This window comes from Luteitalea sp., from assembly GCA_009377605.1.
GTDB lineage: Bacteria > Acidobacteriota > Vicinamibacteria > Vicinamibacterales > Vicinamibacteraceae > WHTT01.
Window position 1 is genome coordinate 32,051 of sequence record WHTT01000043.1, and the last position, 21,375, is coordinate 53,425.

15 protein-coding genes are annotated in these 21,375 nt (G+C 63.7%); 7 read left to right on the forward strand and 8 right to left on the reverse strand.

The genetic code is table 11. From position 1 onward, the window contains the following. Nucleotides 1–33 precede the first annotated feature (33 nt). Together GEV06_15465 and GEV06_15470 are read left to right on the forward strand one after the other, a co-directional pair. Nucleotides 34–1,302: an MFS transporter gene (locus GEV06_15465; GenBank protein MPZ19292.1), complete on the forward strand. Its 1,269-nt coding sequence runs from the start codon at nt 34–36 to the stop codon at nt 1,300–1,302. Then, nucleotides 1,299–2,612 (forward strand): amino acid permease, encoded by a 1,314-nt coding sequence (locus tag GEV06_15470; GenBank protein ID MPZ19293.1) that lies wholly within the window; start codon nt 1,299–1,301, stop codon nt 2,610–2,612. Before GEV06_15465 ends, GEV06_15470 begins: the two co-directional genes overlap by 4 nt. Before the next feature lie 68 nt (nt 2,613–2,680). Here the strand turns inward: GEV06_15470 and GEV06_15475 are convergent, their stop codons facing one another. After that, on the reverse strand, nt 2,681–4,606 hold the full coding sequence (locus GEV06_15475; GenBank protein MPZ19294.1) for a hypothetical protein: 1,926 nt from the start codon (nt 4,604–4,606) through the stop codon (nt 2,681–2,683). 108 nt (nt 4,607–4,714) lie between these two features. Here GEV06_15475 and GEV06_15480 point away from each other — a divergent pair, with 108 nt between their 5' ends. Beyond that, on the forward strand, nt 4,715–6,376 hold the full coding sequence (locus GEV06_15480; protein ID MPZ19295.1) for a CRTAC1 family protein: 1,662 nt from the start codon (nt 4,715–4,717) through the stop codon (nt 6,374–6,376). Nucleotides 6,377–6,420: 44 nt separating this feature from the next. On the opposite strand, the gene GEV06_15485 is transcribed toward GEV06_15480, so the two are convergent. From GEV06_15485 to GEV06_15505, 5 genes are all read right to left on the reverse strand, one after another. After that, nucleotides 6,421–7,725, reverse strand: a complete 1,305-nt coding sequence (locus tag GEV06_15485; GenBank protein ID MPZ19296.1) for a PQQ-binding-like beta-propeller repeat protein — start codon at nt 7,723–7,725, stop codon at nt 6,421–6,423. Next, a complete protein-coding gene (locus tag GEV06_15490) occupies nt 7,725–8,480 on the reverse strand; it encodes a DUF1080 domain-containing protein (GenBank protein MPZ19297.1) in 756 nt (251 codons plus the stop codon). The genes GEV06_15485 and GEV06_15490 overlap by 1 nt, the downstream gene beginning before the upstream one ends. Nucleotides 8,481–8,586: 106 nt before the next feature. Next, the gene (locus GEV06_15495; protein MPZ19298.1) at nt 8,587–9,843 is read right to left on the reverse strand and encodes a tetratricopeptide repeat protein; all 1,257 of its coding nucleotides are present in this window, start codon (nt 9,841–9,843) and stop codon (nt 8,587–8,589) included. 59 nt (nt 9,844–9,902) lie between these two features. Then, nucleotides 9,903–11,012: a D-TA family PLP-dependent enzyme gene (locus tag GEV06_15500; protein MPZ19299.1), complete on the reverse strand. Its 1,110-nt coding sequence runs from the start codon at nt 11,010–11,012 to the stop codon at nt 9,903–9,905. Nucleotides 11,013–11,018: 6 nt separating this feature from the next. Beyond that, nucleotides 11,019–11,480 carry a RidA family protein gene (locus GEV06_15505; GenBank protein MPZ19300.1) on the reverse strand — a complete coding sequence of 154 codons (462 nt, stop codon included), beginning with the start codon at nt 11,478–11,480 and terminating at the stop codon, nt 11,019–11,021. Nucleotides 11,481–11,767: 287 nt separating this feature from the next. Here GEV06_15505 and GEV06_15510 point away from each other — a divergent pair, with 287 nt between their 5' ends. Further along, nucleotides 11,768–13,108, forward strand: a complete 1,341-nt coding sequence (locus GEV06_15510) for an amino acid permease (GenBank protein MPZ19301.1) — start codon at nt 11,768–11,770, stop codon at nt 13,106–13,108. A gap of 79 nt (nt 13,109–13,187) precedes the next feature. On the opposite strand, the gene GEV06_15515 is transcribed toward GEV06_15510, so the two are convergent. Next, complete coding sequence (locus tag GEV06_15515) at nt 13,188–13,853, reverse strand: DUF1080 domain-containing protein (protein ID MPZ19302.1); 666 nt, start codon at nt 13,851–13,853, stop codon at nt 13,188–13,190. Between the two features lie 130 nt (nt 13,854–13,983). Here GEV06_15515 and GEV06_15520 point away from each other — a divergent pair, with 130 nt between their 5' ends. The 3 genes from GEV06_15520 to ggt all read left to right on the forward strand — a co-directional run bounded on the left by GEV06_15520 (nt 13,984) and on the right by ggt (nt 20,224). Next, nucleotides 13,984–17,085 (forward strand): c-type cytochrome, encoded by a 3,102-nt coding sequence (locus GEV06_15520; protein MPZ19303.1) that lies wholly within the window; start codon nt 13,984–13,986, stop codon nt 17,083–17,085. 136 nt (nt 17,086–17,221) lie between these two features. Then, nucleotides 17,222–18,445: a hypothetical protein gene (locus GEV06_15525; protein ID MPZ19304.1), complete on the forward strand. Its 1,224-nt coding sequence runs from the start codon at nt 17,222–17,224 to the stop codon at nt 18,443–18,445. Nucleotides 18,446–18,541: 96 nt separating this feature from the next. Next, nucleotides 18,542–20,224, forward strand: a complete 1,683-nt coding sequence (gene ggt / locus GEV06_15530) for a gamma-glutamyltransferase (protein ID MPZ19305.1) — start codon at nt 18,542–18,544, stop codon at nt 20,222–20,224. Between the two features lie 164 nt (nt 20,225–20,388). Here ggt and GEV06_15535 read toward each other — a convergent pair. Continuing rightward, on the reverse strand, nt 20,389–21,375 hold a 987-nt coding region (locus tag GEV06_15535; GenBank protein ID MPZ19306.1), incomplete at its 5' end, for an MFS transporter.

Genomic DNA, 21,375 nt, shown 5'->3' on the forward strand with positions numbered 1-21,375 from the left:
TGCTCACGCTCTTTAGGTCGGCCGGGATGCGCTATGACAAATGGAAAGACGCCAGGCCGGTGGGGAATCGCTGCGGCTGCGGTGCTCCTGCAGCTCGCCCTTGGTGCCGTGTACGCCTGGAGCACGTTCTCTCGCGCGCTCCAGAGCGAGGAGTCTCGATTCGCGCTCAGCGCGTCGCAGGCGGCGCTGCCGTTTTCGGTGACCATCGCGATGATCTTCCTCGGCACCTACATCGGCGGCCGGATCCAAGACGTCAAGGGACCGCGCATCGTTGCGTTCGTTGGCGGCGTGGTCTACGCGGCAGGCATTCTCCTGGCTGGCCTGTCCAGCAGCGAGAGCCAGCTGTGGCTGCTGATCCTGGGCTACGGCGTGATTGCCGGTTTCGGGCTCGGCCTCGGCTACATCGTGCCGGTGGCCATGTTGCAGAAGTGGTTCCCGGACAAGCGCGGTCTCATCACCGGTATTGCGGTTGGCGGATTCGGGTTCGGCGCGGTGATCACATCCCCGATCGCCCAGGAGTTGGTCGAGGTCTATGCCGAGGTGCCGACCCGTGCGTTCCTCTGGCTCGGCTTCGCGTATCTCATCATGACATCGGTGGGCGCGGCGTTCTTCCGGAACCCGCCGGCGGGCTATCACGTGCCCGGTTGGACGCCGCCTACCGGCGGGCGGGTGGTTCAAACGGCCCGCGAATACACGCAACGCGAAGCGCTCCGCACGCCCCAGTGGTTCATGCTCACGGCCGTTCTGACGCTCAACGTGACTGCGGGCATCGCATTGATCTCTGTTGCCAGCTCCGCAGCGACCGACATCGCCGGCTACAGCGCGGCGGGCGCGGCGACCTTTACTGGTGTCATGGGGCTGTTCAACGGTGCTGGACGTGTCTTCTGGGGATGGCTGTCGGAGCGGACCGGCCGGATGGTCGCCTTTGCGGGGATGCTGGCAGTCCAGGGGGTCTGTTTCTTGATGCTGCCGCACGCCTCCTCGGTGGTCCTCTTCGCGGTGCTCGGCGCCCTGATTTATCTGTGTTACGGCGGGGGCTTTGGTACCATGCCGGCCACTGCCGGCGACTTCTTCGGGCTCCGCAACGCCGGGGCAATCTATGGCCTGATGGTCGTCGGCTGGAGCATCGGCGGCGTTGTCGGCCCATTGCTCGTCGCTGAGCTGATCTCTGGAAAGCAGTACACGTCCGCGTTCACCACGATCGGCGTGATGGCGCTCGCGGCTGTGATGCTGCCGCTACTCACCCGTCGGCCGCGCGAGGAGCCAGACGAGCTGCCGGAAAAGAGCCTTCAACCGGAATGACCAACGATGCCTTGCCGCGGAAGCTCGGGTTCTTCGACGGCGCTTCGTTGCTCGTCGGGTCCGTTATCGGATCCGGCATCTTCGTCGTGCCCAGCCTTATTGCTCAGAGAGTGCCGGAGCCCGGGCTCGTGCTCGGCATCTGGGTCTTTTCGGGATTGCTCGTGCTGTGCGGTGCGCTCACGCTGGCGGAGCTTGGGACGATGCTCCCGCAATCGGGTGGGCTCTACGTCTACATGCGCGAGGCTTACGGGCCGTTCTGGGCGTTCCTCTACGGCTGGACGATCATGCTGGTCGCCATTCCGAGCTCGATCGCCGCGTTGACCAGCGCCTTCCTGTTGTACCTCCAACTCTTCATACCGATGCCCTGGCTGGCCGAAAAAGGGGTCGGCATCTTCCTGATTCTCGGGCTCGCCCTCGTCAATGCGAGGGGCGTGAAGCAGGGTGCGGGGGTGCAGAATCTGTTCACCGTGCTGAAGGTCTCCGGCCTCGTGGGCCTCGTGGGAACGGCGCTCGTCACGCTCCGCGGTGAGCCGTCGCACTTCTTGCCGGTGCTGCCGGACGAGCTCTCGGGTGGGCTGCTGACTGCTATTGGCCTTGCCATGATCTCGACGCTCTTTGCCTATGATGGCTGGCACTTCGTTGGCTTCGTGGCGGGCGAGATCCGTGACCCACAACGTAACGTACCTCGCAGCATCATTCTCGGTGTTCTCATCATCATCGTGGTGTACGTCAGCGCCAACCTGGCGTATATCTTCGTCCTTGGCCAACCCCGTATCGCCTCGTCTGCGCGCGTCGCGACGGACGCGATGTCGGCGATGATCGGGCCCACCGGCGCGACGCTGATCACGTTGGTCATCCTCTGTTCCACGTTCGGGGCGATCTCGGCCAACGTGCTGGCGGCGCCCAGGGTCTTGTTCGCGATGGGGCAAGACGGCCAGCTGTCCAAGAGCCTGGCCGTTGTCCATCCACGTTACGAAACGCCGTCCACGGCCATCTGGGCGCTTGCAATGTGGGCCGGGCTGCTGACGCTGACCGGCGGCTACGAGCATCTGATCACGATGTCGGGGTTCGCCAACTTCATCTTCTTCACAATGATCGTGTTGTCGGTCGCGGTACTGCGGCGCAAGCGCCCAGAATGGGAGCGCCCGTATCGTGTGACCGGGTACCCCTGGCCGATGATCGTGTTCGTAGTAGTGTCCTCGGCGTTCGTGCTCAACACCTTGGTGGAGTCTACACGCAGCTCGCTGATGGGATTGGGGTTGTTGCTCCTGGGAGTTCCCTTTTATCTGCGATCGAATAGGGGCCGCTGAATCGGTATCGGACTCGCAGTGCGCTCATTCAGCCGATGGCTGTACACATCCTGCAGCCACTAGCCCTCCTACCGATAGAATGGCTCCTGCTTCAGCCACCGGGGACCGTAAACCGGGATCGTTTGGCCTACCTCGTACGCGCCGAGATCTGGTGCGCTTCCAGCGAATCCATCGTTCACGTTCGGCAGGGGATCTCCAGCGTCCACCGCCTTGCTGCCGGGCTTCAACCGAAAGTTCAGATCGACCGCATCGTACACGGGGCCAGGCTTGGATGAGTCCGGGGGCGATGGCGCCCGTAGGCTCTCGAAGATGTCGTAGTCAATCTCGATCCCGTGGGTCTCCTGCCCAGTGGCCGCCGCCAGCTCCGCGAGGGTCTCGAACGGGCGCCCCTTGTCAGGCGTGCTCTCGTAATCCACTTGCAGGCCTGCCCTTGGACCGAGCCACACATACTGCGCCTGCGCGCGGCGGTTCGGGCGATAGCCGTTGTAGTCATAGGTCGAATATGCCGTGGGTCCGCCCAGAGCCGAGATGCCTCGACCGGCCGCATCCGTTCCCAGGAACAAGTTGTTCCGGAAGTGGGCGTTCGACACGCGCTGTGCGGTTCGGTTCTCCGCGATGATCGTGTTGTGGTAGACGATCACGCCGGCCGGGTTGTTGAGCTTGAGCGCGACGGGAGTGTTGTAGAGGATGTGACGAATGTAGTAGGCGGGACCGCCGAAGATTGGTTGGGCGCTCAGTCCGGTGTGCGCCGCATTCACGCCTCGATTTCTCATCACGCGGATGTTGTGCACACCGCCATCGGCCTCGATGACATCGTCTCCCGTGACGTGGATGTCGTTGTTGTAGATGTCGATGGCGACAGCCTTGAGCGCTTGCTGCGGCTCTGGAACGCCGTGGGTGCACACGGTGATCCCGTCGTGAAAGAACGCCACGGCGTTGTGTGCAATGACGTGCCCGGAGCCATAGACCTTGACCGCATAGTAGCTGTTCAACGGATGGGCGCCGTAGATGCCCGGATTCGCCCAGCCGAGCACTCGGTCTCGGTCGTCGCGCCCCAGGAAGATATTGTCCGCGATGTAGAAATCCTTCGACCCGGCATACTGTGTGGTGACACCAACACCGACGTTCTCAATCCGACAGTTGCGAACCGTTAACCCCACGGCGCCCGCCACGTCTTTCACGCCAGCCCAGAAGGCGACTTCCGTGTTGCGGATTGTGAGGCCTTCGAAGATGTGGTAGTCGGCGCCCATCACGTCGAAGAGGCGAAACGCTTCGTCACCGTCGAAGATGACCTCACCGTCGCCGGCCGCTCGAATAACGATCGGGCGGTCCGCCGTGCCCTTGGCGGTCAGAAGATAGGCGCCGTCGAACGTGGTGCTCAAGGGATCCACGTAGTTCGTCCGATCACCCTTGTACAACCCTGCGTGAACGAGGATGATGTCGCCTGGGCCAACCTTCCGCTGAAACACCACGTTCCAGTCGCCCGTCCCGGCTCCAGCGTAGGCGGCCATCAAGCCCGTGAAGCTCGGCTCTTCCTTGGGCCCGGTCCACTCTGGCGGGTAAACATGCAGCACTCGTCCGCCCGTTGCCGCTTTGGGCTCGCCACGGGTGCGAACCGTGGCCGTCTGCACGGATTGCCCCGACACCCCCTCGGGGTCGGTCATGGTCAGTCGTACTTCGTACTCCGTGTCGGGCTCGAGATCGAGGATGCTTCCAGCAAATCGATCTGGCACGGTGTACGGAGCGCGGAAGATCTTCTCTCCGCCCATCCGCAGCAGAGGTAGACCTTCCGTCCACGCGCTCTGCCCTGACCGTCGATAGCTCACCGCGACGGTGGCGTTCCGGTTCTCGTCCCCGCTGATCTCCCACTCGAACCCCAGACAGATGAGTGTCGGCGGCTCCACAACGAATTCTCCCGCTCGCACCGCGTTCTCCGCCCGAAGGCTGGGTGTTATCAGAAGGATGAACAGAAACGTGGCCGTCAGGGTCTTCATCGTCCTCCTCCACGTGCACAGTGGCGAAGCATGTCGATTATCATCTGTGTGGATCTTCTGTCCATCTGTGGATTTCGTCATGTCTCTCCACCTGCGGAGGGTGCTCGGATGCAGCGACCCAGCCCGTTGATGTCGGCGGTCGGCTTGTGCGCCATGTTGGCCTGTTGGGACTATCACCGAATGTCCGCGGCTGCCGACGCCCTTCCGCAATTCCGCAACGTCGCGAAGGCCGCCGGTCTCACGGCGCGGCTCGAGAACGACGCCACCGCCGAGAAGCATCTGATCGAGACCATGACCGGCGGTGTGGCTGCCTTCGACTACGACAACGATGGTCTCGTTGATCTCTACTTCGTCAATGGCGCCGAGCAGCCGTCGCTCGAGAAGACGTCGCCAGACTTCTGGGGCCGTCTCTATCGCAATCGTGGCGGCTTGAAGTTCGAAGACGTGACCGAGCGGGCAGGGTTGCGCGGAGCTGGTTATGGGATGGGCGTGGCTGCCGCCGACTATGACAACGACGGTGACACGGACCTCTTCGTCGCGGGCGTGAATCGCAGTGTGCTCTACCATAACGCGGGCGATGGTTCGTTCGACGACGTCACTGCCCAGGCGGGCATCGAGAACAAGGTCTGGTCCGTCGCCGCCGGCTGGTTCGACTATGACCACGACGGTCTCCTGGATCTGTTCGTCGTGAACTACGTCCAGTGGGATCCGAAGAAGGAGCGCTTTTGCGGCGATCGCGCGCGTAACCTGCGCATCTACTGCCATCCCAGGCTCTATGAGGGCTTGCCGAACACGTTGTATCGCAACATGGGCGACGGCCGCTTCGAGGACGTCTCGGATCGCAGTGGGATTGGCGGGCACGTCGGCAAAGGGATGAGCGTGGCGTTTGCCGACTACGACCAGGACGGATTCACCGACGCCTTCGTCACCAATGATGGCGTGCCGAACTTCCTCTTTCGCAACCGCCAGGACGGCACGTTCGAGGAAGTCGCGTTGTTGGCCGGAGTGGCCCTGCCAGTGCATGGCCGGCCCGTGTCGAGCATGGGTGTCGATTTCCGTGATTACGACAACGATGGCCTGCCGGATATCAGCGTGACCGCCCTGACCGGCGAGACATTTCCATTGTTTCGCAACGAGGGCAGTGGGACGTTCCAGGACGTGACGTACCCAAGTGGCATCGGGGCGGCCTCCGTGCGGCGAAGCGGCTGGGCCAACAGCTTCGTCGATCTCGACAACGACGGGTGGAAGGATCTGTTCACAGCGAACTCGCATGTCGACGACCTGGTCGACCGGTTCGAGGCGTCGGCATATCGCCAGCCCAATAGCCTGTTTCGTAACAAGCGGGGCACGTTCGAGGACGGCTCCAGTCGCGTCGGCACCTCGTTTGCCGCTGCCGCCGCTGCACATCGAGGCGCGGCGTTTGCCGACTTCAATAACGACGGCCGCATCGACGTTGCCAGCAGCGTGCTGGGCGAAGCCCCAGAGCTCTGGGAGAACCTCGGTCCTGCCGGCCACTGGCTGCGTCTCGAGCTGCAAGGGACCAAGAGCAACCGTGATGGGCTCGGCGCGCGCGTGCAGATCGGCAATCAAGTCAACATCATGACGACGGCTGTTGGCTACGCTTCGTCGAGCAAGCAAGGCGTCCACTTTGGTCTGGGGAGCACGACGACGGTAGACGAGGTGACAATTCACTGGCCAAGCGGCATCCGACAGGTGCTCAGCAACGTGAAGGCCGATCGGGTCGTTACGGTGAAAGAAGCGGCGCGGTAGAGCGTCACCCTGTCACGCTGTCACGCTGCCACCTGGTCACCGGGTCACCGGGTCACCTCGTCACCCTCGCGCCGCGAGCCGACAACCCACAGGTTCGCGTCCGTGCGGATGAAGAGTTGTCCTTGAGAGACGGCGATCGAGCTGAGGCAGTACGGCGCGCACGGATCGTCGAACGAGTTGGAGGCAAGCACTTCGAACTTCGGCCCCGCGCGAAACACCGTCGTGACGCCCGTGCTCTCGCCGGTCGCGTAGATCTTCCCGTCCGCGAGCACCGGCGAGGCGCTGTAGAAATCGCTGGGCAGCCGTTCCGGGCCGTACACCACATCGCCGGTCTTGACGTCGAGGCAGAAGACAATGCCGGTTTCTCTCACGAGGTAGAGGTATTTGCCGTCGCTGACGGGCGACGGCACGTCGGGGCCGCGGTCGAAGGTCCAGGCCACGTGCGAGGTCGAGACGTCGCCTGCGCCGCCCGGACGAAGCGCCACGAGCGGCTTCACGCGGCTCGGCGCGATGATGAGGCCGGCGGCAATGACCGGTGAGGAGATGATCCGATAGTTGGTCTCGTCCGTGGGATTGAGGACATCGGCGCGCCAGACCTCCTGGCCCGTCTCCGGGTCATGGCCGGTAATCACGTTGCCACCCGTGGTGACGATCTCCGCCTTTCCGTCGTGCTGCAGCAGCGCAGGCGTCGTGTAGGAGTCGGGCGATTCAATCTGTGCATCGGTTGGCCGCTCCGTCCGCCATACGGTTCGGCCGGTCATCGTGTCGATGCGCAACAGATACGAAGGATCGTCGGTCTGCATCCCGTGCAGGACCTGCACGAAGAGGCTGTCATCGTGGAGCAGCGGAGACGAGGCGTAGCCGAACTGCAAGCCGAGCTCTCCATAGTCCTTCTGGATGTCGCGTGACCACAGCTCCTTGCCGGAGAAATCGAACGCCTTCAGCACGCCCGTGCCGGTCATCACCCACACATGCTCGCCGTCGGTCACCGGCGACGGTGATGACATGTTCTGCTTGTTCCCGATGCGGTTGCCGCCAGAGAGCGGGCGTTTCCAGACGACGTCCTGCTTGTTGCGATCGACCGCCCAGAGGTGAATCTCTCCGGTGGCCCGCTCGGTGGCGACGTTGAGAAAGACGAGATCGTCCCAGATGATGGGCGTCGAGCCGCTGAATGCGGGCAGTGGCAGCTTCCACGCGACGTTTTCCGTTGGGCTCCAGGTCGTCGGCAGGCCCGTGTCGGTGCTGACGCCGTCCAGCGACGGCCCACGCCACTGGGGCCAGTTTCCGGCGACGAGAGTTGCGCTCGCGATCGTTGCCAGGCATGCGGCGGTCAGGACGCCTCGTCTCATTACAGCTCCTTCACGAAAATGTTGCGAAATTGCACCAGGGCAGGAATGCCAGTGTACTCGCCATCCTTCCCCACACCGCCGTGATGCTGCAAGCCCAACGGTCCCTCCGCCGGGAGATCTGGCAGCGTGGCCTTGTCGATGATCAGCTTGCCGTTGAGCTGTACGGTGACTGTCTTGTCGACGACCGTGACCTCGAACGTGTTCCACTCGCCGATGTCGTTGTCCGCGTTCAGCGCCGGTGTGACGGCTGCCCTGAGCGCGGGAGCCGTGTCCTTGGCCGTCCGATAGCCGTACATCTCGCCAGACCCGACCGGCCAGCACCAGATATTCAACTGCGCCTTGCCCGAGCCGCGGAGAATGAAGCCCGAGTCGGAATCGGGCGCGGTAAGCCGAATCTCCTCGCCCTTTTCGTCCTTCTTGTTGTGGCCATCGGGCATCACGATACGCATGTTCTCGCTGACATAGGGCGTGGCTTTGATCCGCCAGTCCACCTTGGCCTCGAAATTGCCGTACGACTTCACGGTCCACAGATTCTTGTCGTCTTCGGCCTCGCTGCCAGCATCGTAGTCGATGACGCCGTCGACGACTTTCCAGTGACCGTTGTCCCCTTCGGGGATTTTCCATCCCGTGAGATCCTCACCGTTGAAGATCGACACGAAGCCCGGCGGCGGCGCCGTTTGCGCGTGAGATCCGGAATCGACGAGACTCCACGCGACGATGAGCCCCAGTACCGACACGCCTGCAGTTGCTCTCATGGTTCCCTCCCTCGTTATCACCTTGTCACCTTGTCACCTTGTCACCTTGTCACCTTGTCACCTTGTCACCCTGTCACCCTGTCACCCTGTCACCCTGTCACCCCACTCACGGCGGCGTGATCGCCGGCGTCGCAGTCCCGGTGGCTACAGGCGTCGTCTGCGCGCGCTGCCTGATCGCTTGGTATTTCTCGAGCGCCGAGCGGGCCTGGTCGCGCCGGCCGGCTCGTTGATACGCCTGCGCGAGCTGATAGTACAGGCTGCCGTCCCGATCGCTCGGCAACGCGGCCTCCAGATGCGGTATCGCAGCCGCGACTTTCCCCTGCATCATGAATGCTCGGCCGAGCGCCGCCCGCGCCTGAAGGAGCGACTCATCAGCAGCGACGGCGCGCTCGAGAGAAGGGACCGCACGGTCTATCTGCTGCGCTTCGAGCAGGGCACTACCGTAGAGGAACAGCAGCTCTGGATCATCGGGTGCCTTGGCGAGCAGCTTTCGTGCGATTGGCAGCATCGCGTCATGGTCGTGGGCGAGATACAGGGCCGTCGCCAGCCGGCGTTCCAGCTCCTGGTCGTCAGGGGCGAGCTCGAGTGCTCGGCGGAGCTCCTCGACGGCAGCCTGCGGGCGGTTCTGGCTCTCGGCCATGTGTGCGCGTACTGCGTGAACCTCGACGGAACGCGGCAGCTGCTCCAGAGCCGCGAAGGCTCGCGTCGCGAGTTGATTGAGCGCGCGCGTTCGCCAATACCAGTCCTCGTCCGTGTGGGCGCTCCTCGTCCGCTGAAGCGTACGCTGGAAATCCCCCTTCAAGAACGTGCACGCCGTCGTCGGTCGTGCGCAGTCGGGCGTCGTCTTGCGCGCCCGCTCGCGTGCCGCCCAGTCGGCATGGCCAGCCTTTTGGTAGATGTCGGCAATTGCTTCGTGGAGGCCGGGCTGCTCGGGCAGCGCCGCCTCCGCCTTGCGATAGAGCACGAAGGCCTCCGAGAGCTTGCCCATGGTGGCGAGCGCGTCGGCAACGATCAAGGACACGTACGGCGAGTCTGGGGCGACCTTCTGCAGCTCGCCGACGCTCCGGCGTCCCTCGCCGTCATAGCTGCGGACGAGCCCCGCCCAGGCCTGCGGCGACTCCGGTGTGACGTCGGTCAGTTGCTCGAACCAGTCGGCTGCCTCCGCGTACCGGCCCGCCGCCAGCGCCTCGTTGGCCCGTGCTGAGAGCGTTGCGCGAGATGTCTGGCTCGACTCCACGCGCGACTGGTCAGCCGGTGCCGATCTGGCCGCGAGCGCGCCGCGCGTGACTTCGGGCGGCACACCCGCAAAGCTCGTGAGGGCGCCCAGGACCGCCACGCCGTTCCAGCCTCGTTGTGCGAGCACAAGGTATTTTAAATGAAATAAAGATCATCGAGAAACAGTTCGGGAGCGATGACAGGACACTAGATGGTGATCTGCCGCGTGCGCCCGACAACCCGCCATCGTTCCTGTGCACGGCCATCTCTCACCACCACCGCGTGGTCGTGGAGGGCGACGGTGGGGCAGACGTGCCACGGGATACCGTAGAAACTTGCTCCGACCGGGAGCTCGGCCGCCCGAGGCGTCTCGAGGGTGAGATGCTCTTCACTATGACCAACGGCACGTGTGTCCGGGAGGTCCAGCAGCTCCACGCGGGGATGTGGACCTTCCGACGCCACAGCCTTGTGTCCCAGATCCACACAGAGCAGGTCGTGTCCAGGCTTGCTGATCACCCGAGTGAGCAACAGAGCGGCTGGCAGGAAGTCCAGGTCCGGAAGGGAGCGCGTGTACCCCAGGTCCCAGAACACCGCCGTGCCGGGGCTGCACTCCACAGTGGATCGCCGGGCATGGATGGGGAAGGTCGGCGAGCCGCCCGCCACGAGCACCGGGACGGGTAAGCCGGCGCCGCGGAGCTCTGCCCTGAGCGCCTGGACCCGGTCAAACGCCTCGTCACAGGCGCGCGCACGAGCGTCGACATCCGTATCGCGAATGTGCCCGTCGTATGCGTGCAAACCGGCGGCAGCCAAGCCTGGCGAGCGGGCAATCAGCCGGTACAGAGCGGCCGCAGCCGAACCAGGAGCCACGCCGGAGCGGTGCATGCCACAATCGATATCGAGGAACAGGTTGAGCGTGAGCCCTGCCGCCACCGCGGCGTTCGACAAGGCATGTATCGTGCCCTCGTCATCGGCGAGCGTCGAGAAGGTCGTCTTTGGAGACGTCTGCACGAGCTGGACGAGACGGCTCACGTTGGGGCCAACCGGCTGATAGGCGAGCAACACATCGGGCGCACCGCAGGCTGCGGCCATCTCCGCTTCCGCGATGGTGGCGCACTTGAACTTGGTGATGCCCTGGTCCATCTGCATCTGAATGACCTCGGGCAGCTTGCTGGTCTTGATGTGTGGACGAAGACGGTCGACGCCGCCAGCCAGGCGAATCATGCGACGGATGTTCTCCTCGACCCGATCGGGATAGACCACCAACGCTGGCGAGGGGACCTCCGCGACGTTCTCGATGGAGTACCAGGCAGACGGCATGACGTCTCAGTCGATTTCGAACACCGCTTCTATCTCGACGGCGATGTGGCCAGGGAGCGATCCCATGCCGACGGCGCTCCGTGCGCCGATGCCCTGTTCTTTGCCGAACACCTCTGCAAAGAGCTCACTGCAGCCATTGATCACCTGCGGGTGATCCTTGAAGTCTGGCGTGGAGTTCACCATCCCAAGGATCTTGACGACCCGTCTGACACGATCCAACGTGCCAAAGTGCTCGCGGAGGGTGGCAAGAATTGCGAGCCCTACTTGACGGGCGGCGGCGTGGCCCGCCTGCACATCCAGATCTTGCCCGACGCGGCCCACGATCAACGTTTTGTCGGACCGCAATGGGCCGTGGCCGGAGACGTAGGCCATGGTCCCGACCACGACGATCGACTTGTAAACGGCGAGAGGGCGGGGCGCTGGAGGAAGCTCGAGCTTCAGGTCACGAATACGGGTTTCGGCACTCATAATCTATGGTTTCGCCTTGAGTCGCGAGCACGGTGCGTTCGGCGAACGCGCCCTGCAACGGACGATGGTAGGGCCGCCTCGCCGAGGCGGCCGCCTAACTCACAACGGCATCGTCGCACGTGATGTTAGCTGGTTCCATGACTGAATGGTAGACGCTGTGCTAATACTGTCGCGGCGCTCGGCGTAAGGTGCTACGTACATCCAGTGCGGGGAGCGACGATGTGTCGGCGAGTTCATATCATGAAACGTCAAGCGAGTAGCGAACCATGAGCTCAGGCACGCCGGCGATGTCGGCGGGCGGGGGCCGTCTCAGACGGACGCTGACCCTTGGGGATCTCGTGTTCTACGGCATCGTGACGATCCAGCCGGTGGCGCCGATGGGCCTCTTCGGTGTGGTGAGTGTGGAGGCGCGCGGGCACGTCGTGACCACCATCTTGATTGGCATGGTCGCGATGCTCTTCACCGCGTTCAGCTACGGCAGAATGGCGGCAGCGTATCCGAGCGTGGGGTCGGCGTTCACGTACGTGGGCAAAGAGCTGCATCCAGGCCTCGGGTACACCACCGGATGGTGCATGGTCATGGACTACGTCCTGAACCCGGTGATCTGCACGATCCTCTGCAGCAAGCTGGCCATGAACTACCTCCCAGAGGTGCCTTACGCGGTCTGGGTCGTGTTCTTCGCCTCGCTGCTCACCGGCCTCAATCTGCGCGGGATCAAGGCGAGCGCGCGCACGAACCAGATACTCGTGATCGGCATGTTCGTGGTTGTCGTCCTCTTTCTCGCTGCTGCTCTCCGCTTCGTCCTCAGTGCTGATGTCACCAGTGGTGATCTGACGAGACCCTTCTACGATCCGGAGACCTTCTCGATGCCGGTCGTGCTCACGGGCGCCTCCATTGCCGCGCTCACCTACATTGGCTTCGACGGCATATCGACACTGTCCGAGGAGGTGAGCGACCCACGCGGCAATGTGCTGCGCGCGACCGTGTACACCTGCCTCGCGATCGGGATCCTCGCGTCCATCGAGGTCTACGCCGCACAGCTCGTCTGGGGCGAGTGGACGGGGTTCCCGGACGTCGAGACCGCGTTCGTTCACGTGGCGCAGAAGGCCGGTGGCGTCACGCTGTTCATCATCCTGAACGCGACGCTCCTGGTGGCGAACATCGGTTCGGGAACCGGCGCACACTTGGGAGCGGCGCGCCTGCTCTATGGCATGGGGCGTGGCAATGCCCTGCCGCGTCGCTTCTTCGGTGCCATCAGCGCCAGACGAGGCATCCCGCGCAACAACGTGCTGTTGGTCGGCGCTTGCGCGCTGGTGGGCGGGTTCGTCTTGAGCTTCCAGCTCGGCGCGGAGATGCTGAACTTCGGCGCGTTCATCGCGTTCATGGGCGTGAACCTGGCGGCGTTCACCCGTTACTGGGTACGCGCCGAGAGAAAGACATTCCTCGCCTTCGCCATGCCGCTTCTCGGCTTCTTCTTCTGTCTCTATCTCTGGCTGAGCCTGCGCACAGAGGCCAAGCTGGCCGGCGGCGTCTGGCTCGCGGCGGGGTTGATCTACGGTGCTATCCGCACGCGCGGCTTCCAGCGTAGCCTGATCACCTTCGACACGCCACCCGATGAGAAAGCGTGAACGCGCGCGACGTCAAGGGAAAATGGTAGGGCGCGTTCGCCGAACGCGCCGTCACGCCCGCCTCGGCGAGGCGGCCTACCTAGAGCGCGCGAATGCGCATGTTGCGAAACTTCACGAAGCCGGCGTGGTCCTCGGCGCCATACGTCTGAAACGAGAGCGGCCCTCTGCCGAGCCATGCCGGATCGGGATCTGGATCGGTGACGTTGGTCGTTTCGACCCCGTTCAAGGTGATTTCGAAGTGCGCCCCCTTCGCCAGGATGCGCAACGTGTTCCACTCCAGCTTCTTGCGCACGGTGTCCTTTTCGTCTCCCTTGTGGAGCCACTGCCATTCCCGTGGCTCGCCGCGATGAACACCGATGCCGATGTACTCTTCCGCAGGTGGCCGCCCGATATTGATCTGATACGTCTTGCCGCGAATCTGCACCCCGCTGTTGTATTTCCCGTGCTCGTCGATGAGGAAGTCCAGCTCCAGCTCGAAGTCCTGGAACTCGTCGACGGTCACCAGTGCCCCCCGTTTGCTCGGGTCCCCGAACTGTCCACCGGAGATCACACCGTCTTCCACCTTCCAGGTCGCGGTGCCGGTCGTCGTGAAACCGGTCAGATCCTTGCCGTTGAAGAGCGACCGCCAAGACGAGGCGGGAGTCTGCGCTGCAAGCGTCCGTGGCGTGAGACCGGCGGCTGTCACAATGGCCGCTCCGAGAACGAGGACGACGAGTGCACCACGCGGTGGAAGGACGACTTTCATGTTTGACACCTTCTAGTGTAATTTAACTTACTTTAATATTTGAGGTCGCGGCAAGACGAACGTGTAGTGGACTATATTTGACCCGCTCTGAGCAATTGTCGGACGACGCTCCCCTTGGCGGAGGCTGTTGATGAAGAGACTCGTACCCTGCTGCTTTCTTCTACTGGTCAGCGTTGTCGAAGGACAACAAGCTCCGGAGCAGACGGTCGCCGGACTGGATCTGGCCCCCGGACTCGAGGTGACACGGTTCGCGTCTGAACCGGCGTTGTCGAACCCGACGAACATCACGGTGGATGAGCGTGGCCGGGTGTGGGTGCTCGAGGCCGTGAACTATCGGCGGGCGTCCAGGAAGCAGCCCGACCTCCGTCCTGAGGGTGACCGGATCGTCATCCTGGAGGACACGGACCACGATGGCCAAGCCGACAAGGTGAGGACTTTCGACCAGAGTCCGGAGATTCGGGCGCCGCTGGGCATTGCCGTCCTCGGTGACAAGGTGTACGTGTCGCAATCCCCGGACCTCATCGTCTACACGAAGGATGCCGACGACAATATCGTCAAGAAAGAGGTTCTGCTGACTGGGTGGGGGGGCGTCGACCATGATCACGGCGTGCATGCGGTGGTGTTTGGCCCGGACGGCAAGCTCTACTTCAATCAGGGCAACACTGGCTTCGATATCACGGACCGATCTGGGAAGCGCATCCGATCGAAGGGCGAGGATGCCGGCGAGGGCGCGGAGCCTGGCTACTACGAGGGCGTTGCGCTTCGAATGAACACGGATGGCACGGAGCTCGAGGTGCTCGGACAGAATTTCAGGAATCCGTACGAGCTGGCCGTGGACTCCTTCGGCAACGTGTTCCAGACGGACAACGACGATGACGGGAATGCGTGGACGCGGCTGCTGTACAACATGGAGGGGGGGAACTACGGTTTTCGCGGGCCGCTGAACAGGACGTGGAGGGAGGACCGCGGATCGCACTGGCATCTCGAGCTTCCCGGTGTGGTCCCGCTGGTCTTGCGCACCGGGGCCGGATCGCCGTGCGGTCTCGCGGTGTACGAGGGGCGCGTGCTTCCCGAGAAGTATCGCGGACAGTTGCTCCATGCCGAGGCGGGCCAGCGCATCATCGCCTTGTATTCCCTGAGCGATGACGGGGCCGGCTACTCGGCCGTGAGCGAGGATGTCATGAACGGCGGTGAGGACACCTGGGCCCGTCCGTCAGACGTGGCGGTTGCCCCCGATGGCTCTCTCTTCGTCGCCGACTGGTACGACCCAGGCGTCGGCGGGCATCAGATGGGAGATGCGAAAGGGACTCAGGGCCGCATCTATCGGCTCGCACCCGCGGGGAGCCCGCCGCACGTCCCGGAGATCGACCTTGCGTCGGCGTCGGGGCTCACGGCTGCCTTCGGCTCTCCGAATCAGTCGGTTCAATACCTTGCGCACAGGGCCATCGTCGCGCAAGGGGAGCGCGCCGTGCCGCTGCTCCAGACCTTCTGGCGCCGTGACGATCCGATTCTGAAAGCGCGAGCCCTGTGGATCCTCGGTGGCCTCGGCGATGCCGGCCCACGCGCCATTCAGGAAGCGCTTCGCGATCCCGATCCCAGATTCCGCATTCTCGGACTGCGCGTGGCGCAGCTGCATGGAGCGGATATGCTGAGGGTTTCCCAGCCTCTCCTTGGCGACGGGTCGCCGCTGGTCCGGCGTGAGATTGCTGTGATGCTGCAGGATCGCACACGGATGCTCCCGCCGTACTTGGTCGGCGAGCAAGTGCAACCCTCGCAGCCATGGCTCGACGCCGTGACCGAGCTCGTGGAGCAGTACGACGGCGAGGACCGCTGGTATCTCGAGGCACTGGCCATTGCCGCGCGCGGACGGGAGGATGCGCTGTACGGGCGGCTGAAGAGCGACCACGGCGGCAAGCTGGGGCCACCGCTCAACCGGTTGGTGTGGGCACTCCGTCCACGAGCGGCGCTGCCCGATCTCGTCGAGGCGATTGATGCCCCCTCGCGCTCGATGGAGGAGCGGGAGCTCGCCTTGGACACGCTTGGCGCGATGCAGTGGCCCGAAGCGGCGCGTGCGATGGAGTCCTTCATCACCGGATCGTCGAGTCCGGCGGCGCTCGTGGAGCGGGCCTTTGGTCTCTACAGTCATCAGCTCTTCAGCCTGTGGATGGAGGCGCGCACGAGCCCCGCGCTGCCAGCGGTGATGCGAAAGGGCTTCGCGCTGCCGGGCGCGCAGAGCGCGGCGGTGAGCGTGGGCGACCAATTGAAGGACCCGCAGTATGTGCCGGAGCTTCTCGCCCTGGCCAAGTCTGCCGCGGCAATACCAGAAGCGCGTGCGGCCGCGCTCGAATCGGCCGCGATGGACGAGCCTCGGTACCTCAACGACTTTCAAGCCCTGGCTGAGCGCGGACCGACGCCCGTGCGCGCGGCCGCAGTTCGCGCGGTGGCCAATCTTGCCCCGCCGAATATCGAGCCGTGGGCCCAGAAACTCGTGCTGAGCGACGCCCCCAATGAAGTTCGCACGAGCGCGTTGCGCCTGCTCGCCGAATCCGCCGCGGGTCTGACGGCCATCCTCGATATGGCGGAAGAGGGAACGCTTCCGCCTGAGCTTCGCACGCTCGCGAGAAATGTGACGAATCATGCGGGTGAGCAGCGCGGGGGGCGCCGGGAGAGCAGCCAATCGCCCGTCGCGCTCAGACAGACGGGGCGCGGTGATGACGTGGAGCCTGCGATCCTTGCCATCCGCGAGCGCGCAGCGAAGGTCCTGCCGATGCCGGCGGCGACGCAGATCCCGACGTCGTTCCAGCTCGACCTCAGCTACCGCGGCGTCGTCGCCGACGGCCGGAAATGGTTCGAGGCAGATGCTGGTTGCGCCGCATGTCACAGCCTCGGTGGCAAGAACGCGCTTGGGCCGGACCTGTCAGCGATTGGCGCGAAGTACGGCAAGCAGGCGATGCTGGACCACATCGTGAACCCGAATGACGCCATTGGGCCCGAATACATCACGACGATGTTCACGTTGAAGAGTGGCGATCAGCTGCTCGGACTCGTGGTCGATGAAGCGCCGGACCGGATCGTCGTTCAGACCGGTGCCGGTCAGCAGCGCCGGCTGGCGCCGTCGGATGTGGCGTCCCGCCAACGAAGTCAAGTGTCCTCGATGCCCGAGGGCCTGCTCGACAATCTCTCGCTGCAACAGATTGCAGACCTACTCGAGTTCCTGTCGACGCTGAAGTAGGGAGAGCATCACGCAACAGGTCTCATCCGCCCGACTCGAGGGTCGGGCGGATGAGAGATCCGACTTTCTAAATGATCTTGACAAATAGAAGGCGCAGTCTAGACTGATGATGGAATTCAATCCATACTAGGGTGCCATGATGATGAGCGAAAGGGTCCAGCGGCTCGTTTTCGCCGGAGCGTTCGGTGCTGCGATCATCGGTGTGGTCGCCGGTGGGGCTGCGAGTCGGCAGCAAGGAGCGACCGACGGGACGCTGCAATTTCGCGCACAAGAGATCGCCGGTGGCTTTGGCGTCGGCTACGCAATCACGACCGGTGACGTCAACGGTGATGACCGTACCGACGTCTTGGCGATCAACGAGACGGATCTCGTCTGGTTCGAGGCGCCAAGCTGGGAAAAGCATGTGATTGTAGGCGCCGGCGCGACGGTCGAAGACAACGTCTGCCTGGCCGCCCATGACATCGATGGCGATGGGCGGCTCGACGTTGCGCTCGGCGCAGGCTGGACGGGCGAGAATACCGGTACGCTGCAGTGGGTGCGACAAGGCGAGCCTGGAGCCAATCCTGCCTGGGAGGTGTTTCCTATCTCCGCGGAGCGGAGGCTGCATCGAATCAACTGGGCCGATGTCGATGGCGATGGTACGCGGGAGCTGATTGTGGCTCCCTTGCATGGACGCGACAGCAAGGGGCCGGACTGGGAGGGCGAGGGCGCGCGGCTTCTCGTATTCAAGCCACCGGCCAATCCCCGAGGCAAGCCTTGGCCGATGGAGGTGGCCGACGACAAGAACCACATCATGCACAACGTTCTCCCCATGAACCTCGATGACGACCCGCAGGACGAGCTGATCACCGCCAGCCGCGAAGGCCTGTACGCCATCAAGCGGGACGCTGATGGAACGTGGTCGCGCACGTTGATTGGGGAGGGACAGCCCGGCGAGGTGAGGGCCGGGCGTGTGGGCGGCCGGCGCATGTTGGCGACAGTAGAGCCCTGGCATGGCACCTCGGTCGTGATCTACACGGAACAGCAGCCCGGACGCGTGTGGGCTCGCACGGAGATCGAATCGGCGCTGACCGAGGGGCACGCCCTCGGCTGGGCCGACTTCGACGACGACGGTGACGATGAGTTGGCTGTGGGGTGGCGCGGTTCGCGAGACGATCCTAAACGGGGCCTGGCAATCTATTCGGTCGACCGCGAGGGCGCCCTCCAGGGGAAAGTGACGTTGGACGAAGATGGTATGGCCGCCGAAGATCTGGTGGTCGCAGATCTCAACGGCGATGGCCGGCCCGATATCGCGGCGTCGGGACGCGCCACGGCGAACGTCAAAATCTATTGGAACGAAACGGGGGGATCGTCCCAATAAGGACGCTCATCGCACGCTTCGGGCCCAGTCCAATATGCTCCACTCACCGACATCATGCGGAATCGAACGCGAGCTTCCTGGTTTCTCCTTCTGACGATGGGCGTCCTGACCGTCACCGATGTCGCCTCTCGTGCGCCGGCTCCGCAGGCGGCTCCGGGAGAAGGCCGCTGGTTCTCTGATGTGACCGCGGGGCGATCGGTGGTGCGCGCCAGTCATGGCATGGTCGCGACGAGTCAGCCGCTGGCGTCGCAGGTCGGCTTGGACGTCCTGAAGCGGGGCGGCAATGCCGTGGATGCGGCCATCGCGATTGCGGCGGTGCTCAACGTGACGGAACCGAGCATGACCGGCATCGGCGGGGACGCCTTCATGCTGGTCTATTGGGCGAAGGCGAAGAAGCTCGAGGGGCTCAACGCGAGTGGACGCGCGCCGCGTGCGTTGAGCCTGGAGCACTTCGCTTCACAGAAGATGACCACAATGCCCCAAACGGGCATGGAGCCAATCACCGTACCGGGCGCCTTCGACGGTTGGGTCACCTTGCTCGAGCGGTACGGCTCCATGGAGCTGTCGGACTTGATGGCGCCGGCAATCGACTACGCGGAGAACGGTTTCCCGGTGATGGAAACCATCGCGGCCGATTGGGAGCCGGAGGTGCCGAAGCTCGCGCGAAACGCGGCGGCAGCCGCAACCTATCTCGTCGACGGCCGCGCGCCCAAGCCGGGTGAGATCTTCTACCAGAAGAACCTGGCGCGAACGTTCCGCACGCTGGCGCAAGGCGGCCGTGACGCGTTCTACCGCGGGGAAATCGCGCGAGCCATCGTAGAGTACTGCCAGAAGAATCGGGGCTTCCTCTCGATGGAGGACTTCGCGGCCCAGAAGTCTGAATGGGTCGATCCGATATCCACAACATACCGCGGCTACACGCTGTACGAGATCCCGCCGAACGGCCAGGGCCTGACGGCGCTCCTCCTGCTCAATATCCTGGAAGGCATCGACCTGCGATCGATGCGGGCCGAGCCCGACCGCTACTACCACACGCTGATCGAAGCAACGAAAATAGCGTTTGCCGACCGCAATCGGTACATTGCCGATCCGGCGTTCGCGAAAGTCCCGGTGAAGGAGCTGCTCTCCAAGGAGTACGCTGCGCGCCGGCGTGCGCTCATCGATCCCGAGAAGGCCATCGATGCGCCCGCCTACGGCGATATTCGCACCGGCAGTGACACGACCTACTTCACCGTCGTCGACAAGGATCGCAACGCTGTCTCGTTCATCAACAGCATCTACTTCGCATTCGGGTCTGGCATCGTCGCTGGTGACACCGGCATCATGCTGCAGAATCGGGGCGCAGGCTTCTCACTGGAGCCCGACCATCCCAATCGATACGAACCGGGCAAGCGGCCGTTTCACACCATCATTCCGGCCATGGTATTCAAGGACGGGAAGCTCCTCATGTCGTACGGCGTGATGGGGGGCGATGTGCAGCCGCAGGGGCATGCCCAGGTGCTCGTGAACGTGATCGATCGCGGCTTGAACCTGCAGCAGGCGATTTCAGCGCCGCGCGTGAGATACATCAGCGGTCGTGGTGTGATGCTGGACGAGGAGCTGACCGAGCCGGTGATCAAGCGCCTCGTTGAGCGAGGCCACGAGCGTGTCATGCCGACCGACGGTTTGACGCACCGCGCTTTGATGGGCGGCGGCCAAGCCATCATGATCGACCCATCGACGGGCGCTCTGCTCGGAGCGTCTGATCCACGCAAGGACGGCCTGGCGCTGGGGTACTGAGATCTACCGTCCGAACCACTTCAACGTACGTAGCGAGGGGCCTTCCACCTTCGTGCTTCGGTGGACAGGTTGGGCCCCTCGCTCGCACATGTTGAAGGCAGGGCGGGGCTGTCTTGGCCTGAGCGGAGTCGAAGGCAGCCCGCCAGCGAGGCGGGCGGGCGCCGTCATGAGGCCGGCGCGCCGCCGATTTTGCGCGACGATTGAAAGAAGAACAGCACCATCAGCATGATGCCGAACGACATGGTGGCCGCAAAGAGCCAGAAGGCCGTCCAATCGCGTGAGACCACACCGGCTGCCGTCGAGGAGAAGTAATCCAGAATACCGCCGGACACGAGCGAGCCGGCGAGCATGCCGACGCCGTAGGTCACGAATGTGATGAACCCCTGAGCCGTGCTGCGCAGATGCTGCGGCGCTTCCTGATCCGTATAGAGCTGTCCCGCGATGAAGAAGAAGTCGTAGCAGATGCCGTGCAGCAGAATGCCGCCGTAGAGCATCCACACCAGCTCGCCGTTGTTTCCGGCCGCGAAGAGCACGTAGCGCGCACTCCAGGCCGCCATGCCGACGAGCAGCAGGACGCCTCGGATAGAGATCGCACGGAACACGAGGGGCATGGCCAGCAGCATGGGGACCTCGGACATCTGTCCGAGGGTCATCTTGCCGGCGGCGTTCACGACGCCGACCTCGTTGAGATAGGGGTTCGTGAACGAATAGTAAAACGTCAAGGGGATGCAGGCCAGAATGGAGGCGATGACGAACACCGCGAACGAGCGCTGCTTCATCATGGCCAAGGCGTCCAGGCCGAGGATCTGGCGGACCGATGCCGTTTGCCCTTTGGCGCGCGGCGGCGTGTGCGGCAGCGCGACCAGGCTGTAGACGGCCATGACGACGCTCGCGGCGGCGGCCAGGAGGAACGGTGTGGACTGCGCTTCGATTCGCATGAAGCCGACCACGAGGTTGATGGCGATCCAACCGAGCGTGCCCAAGGTTCGAATCGGTGGGAAATCGCGGGCAGGGTTTGCCACCTGCTGCATCGTGATGGAATTGGTGAGCGCGATGGTGGGGAAATAGCACAGGCAAAATGCGAGGAGAACGACATAGACCGCGCCGAAGCTCGTGACCTGTGTCGCCAGCAGCATGAGCACCGCGCCCAG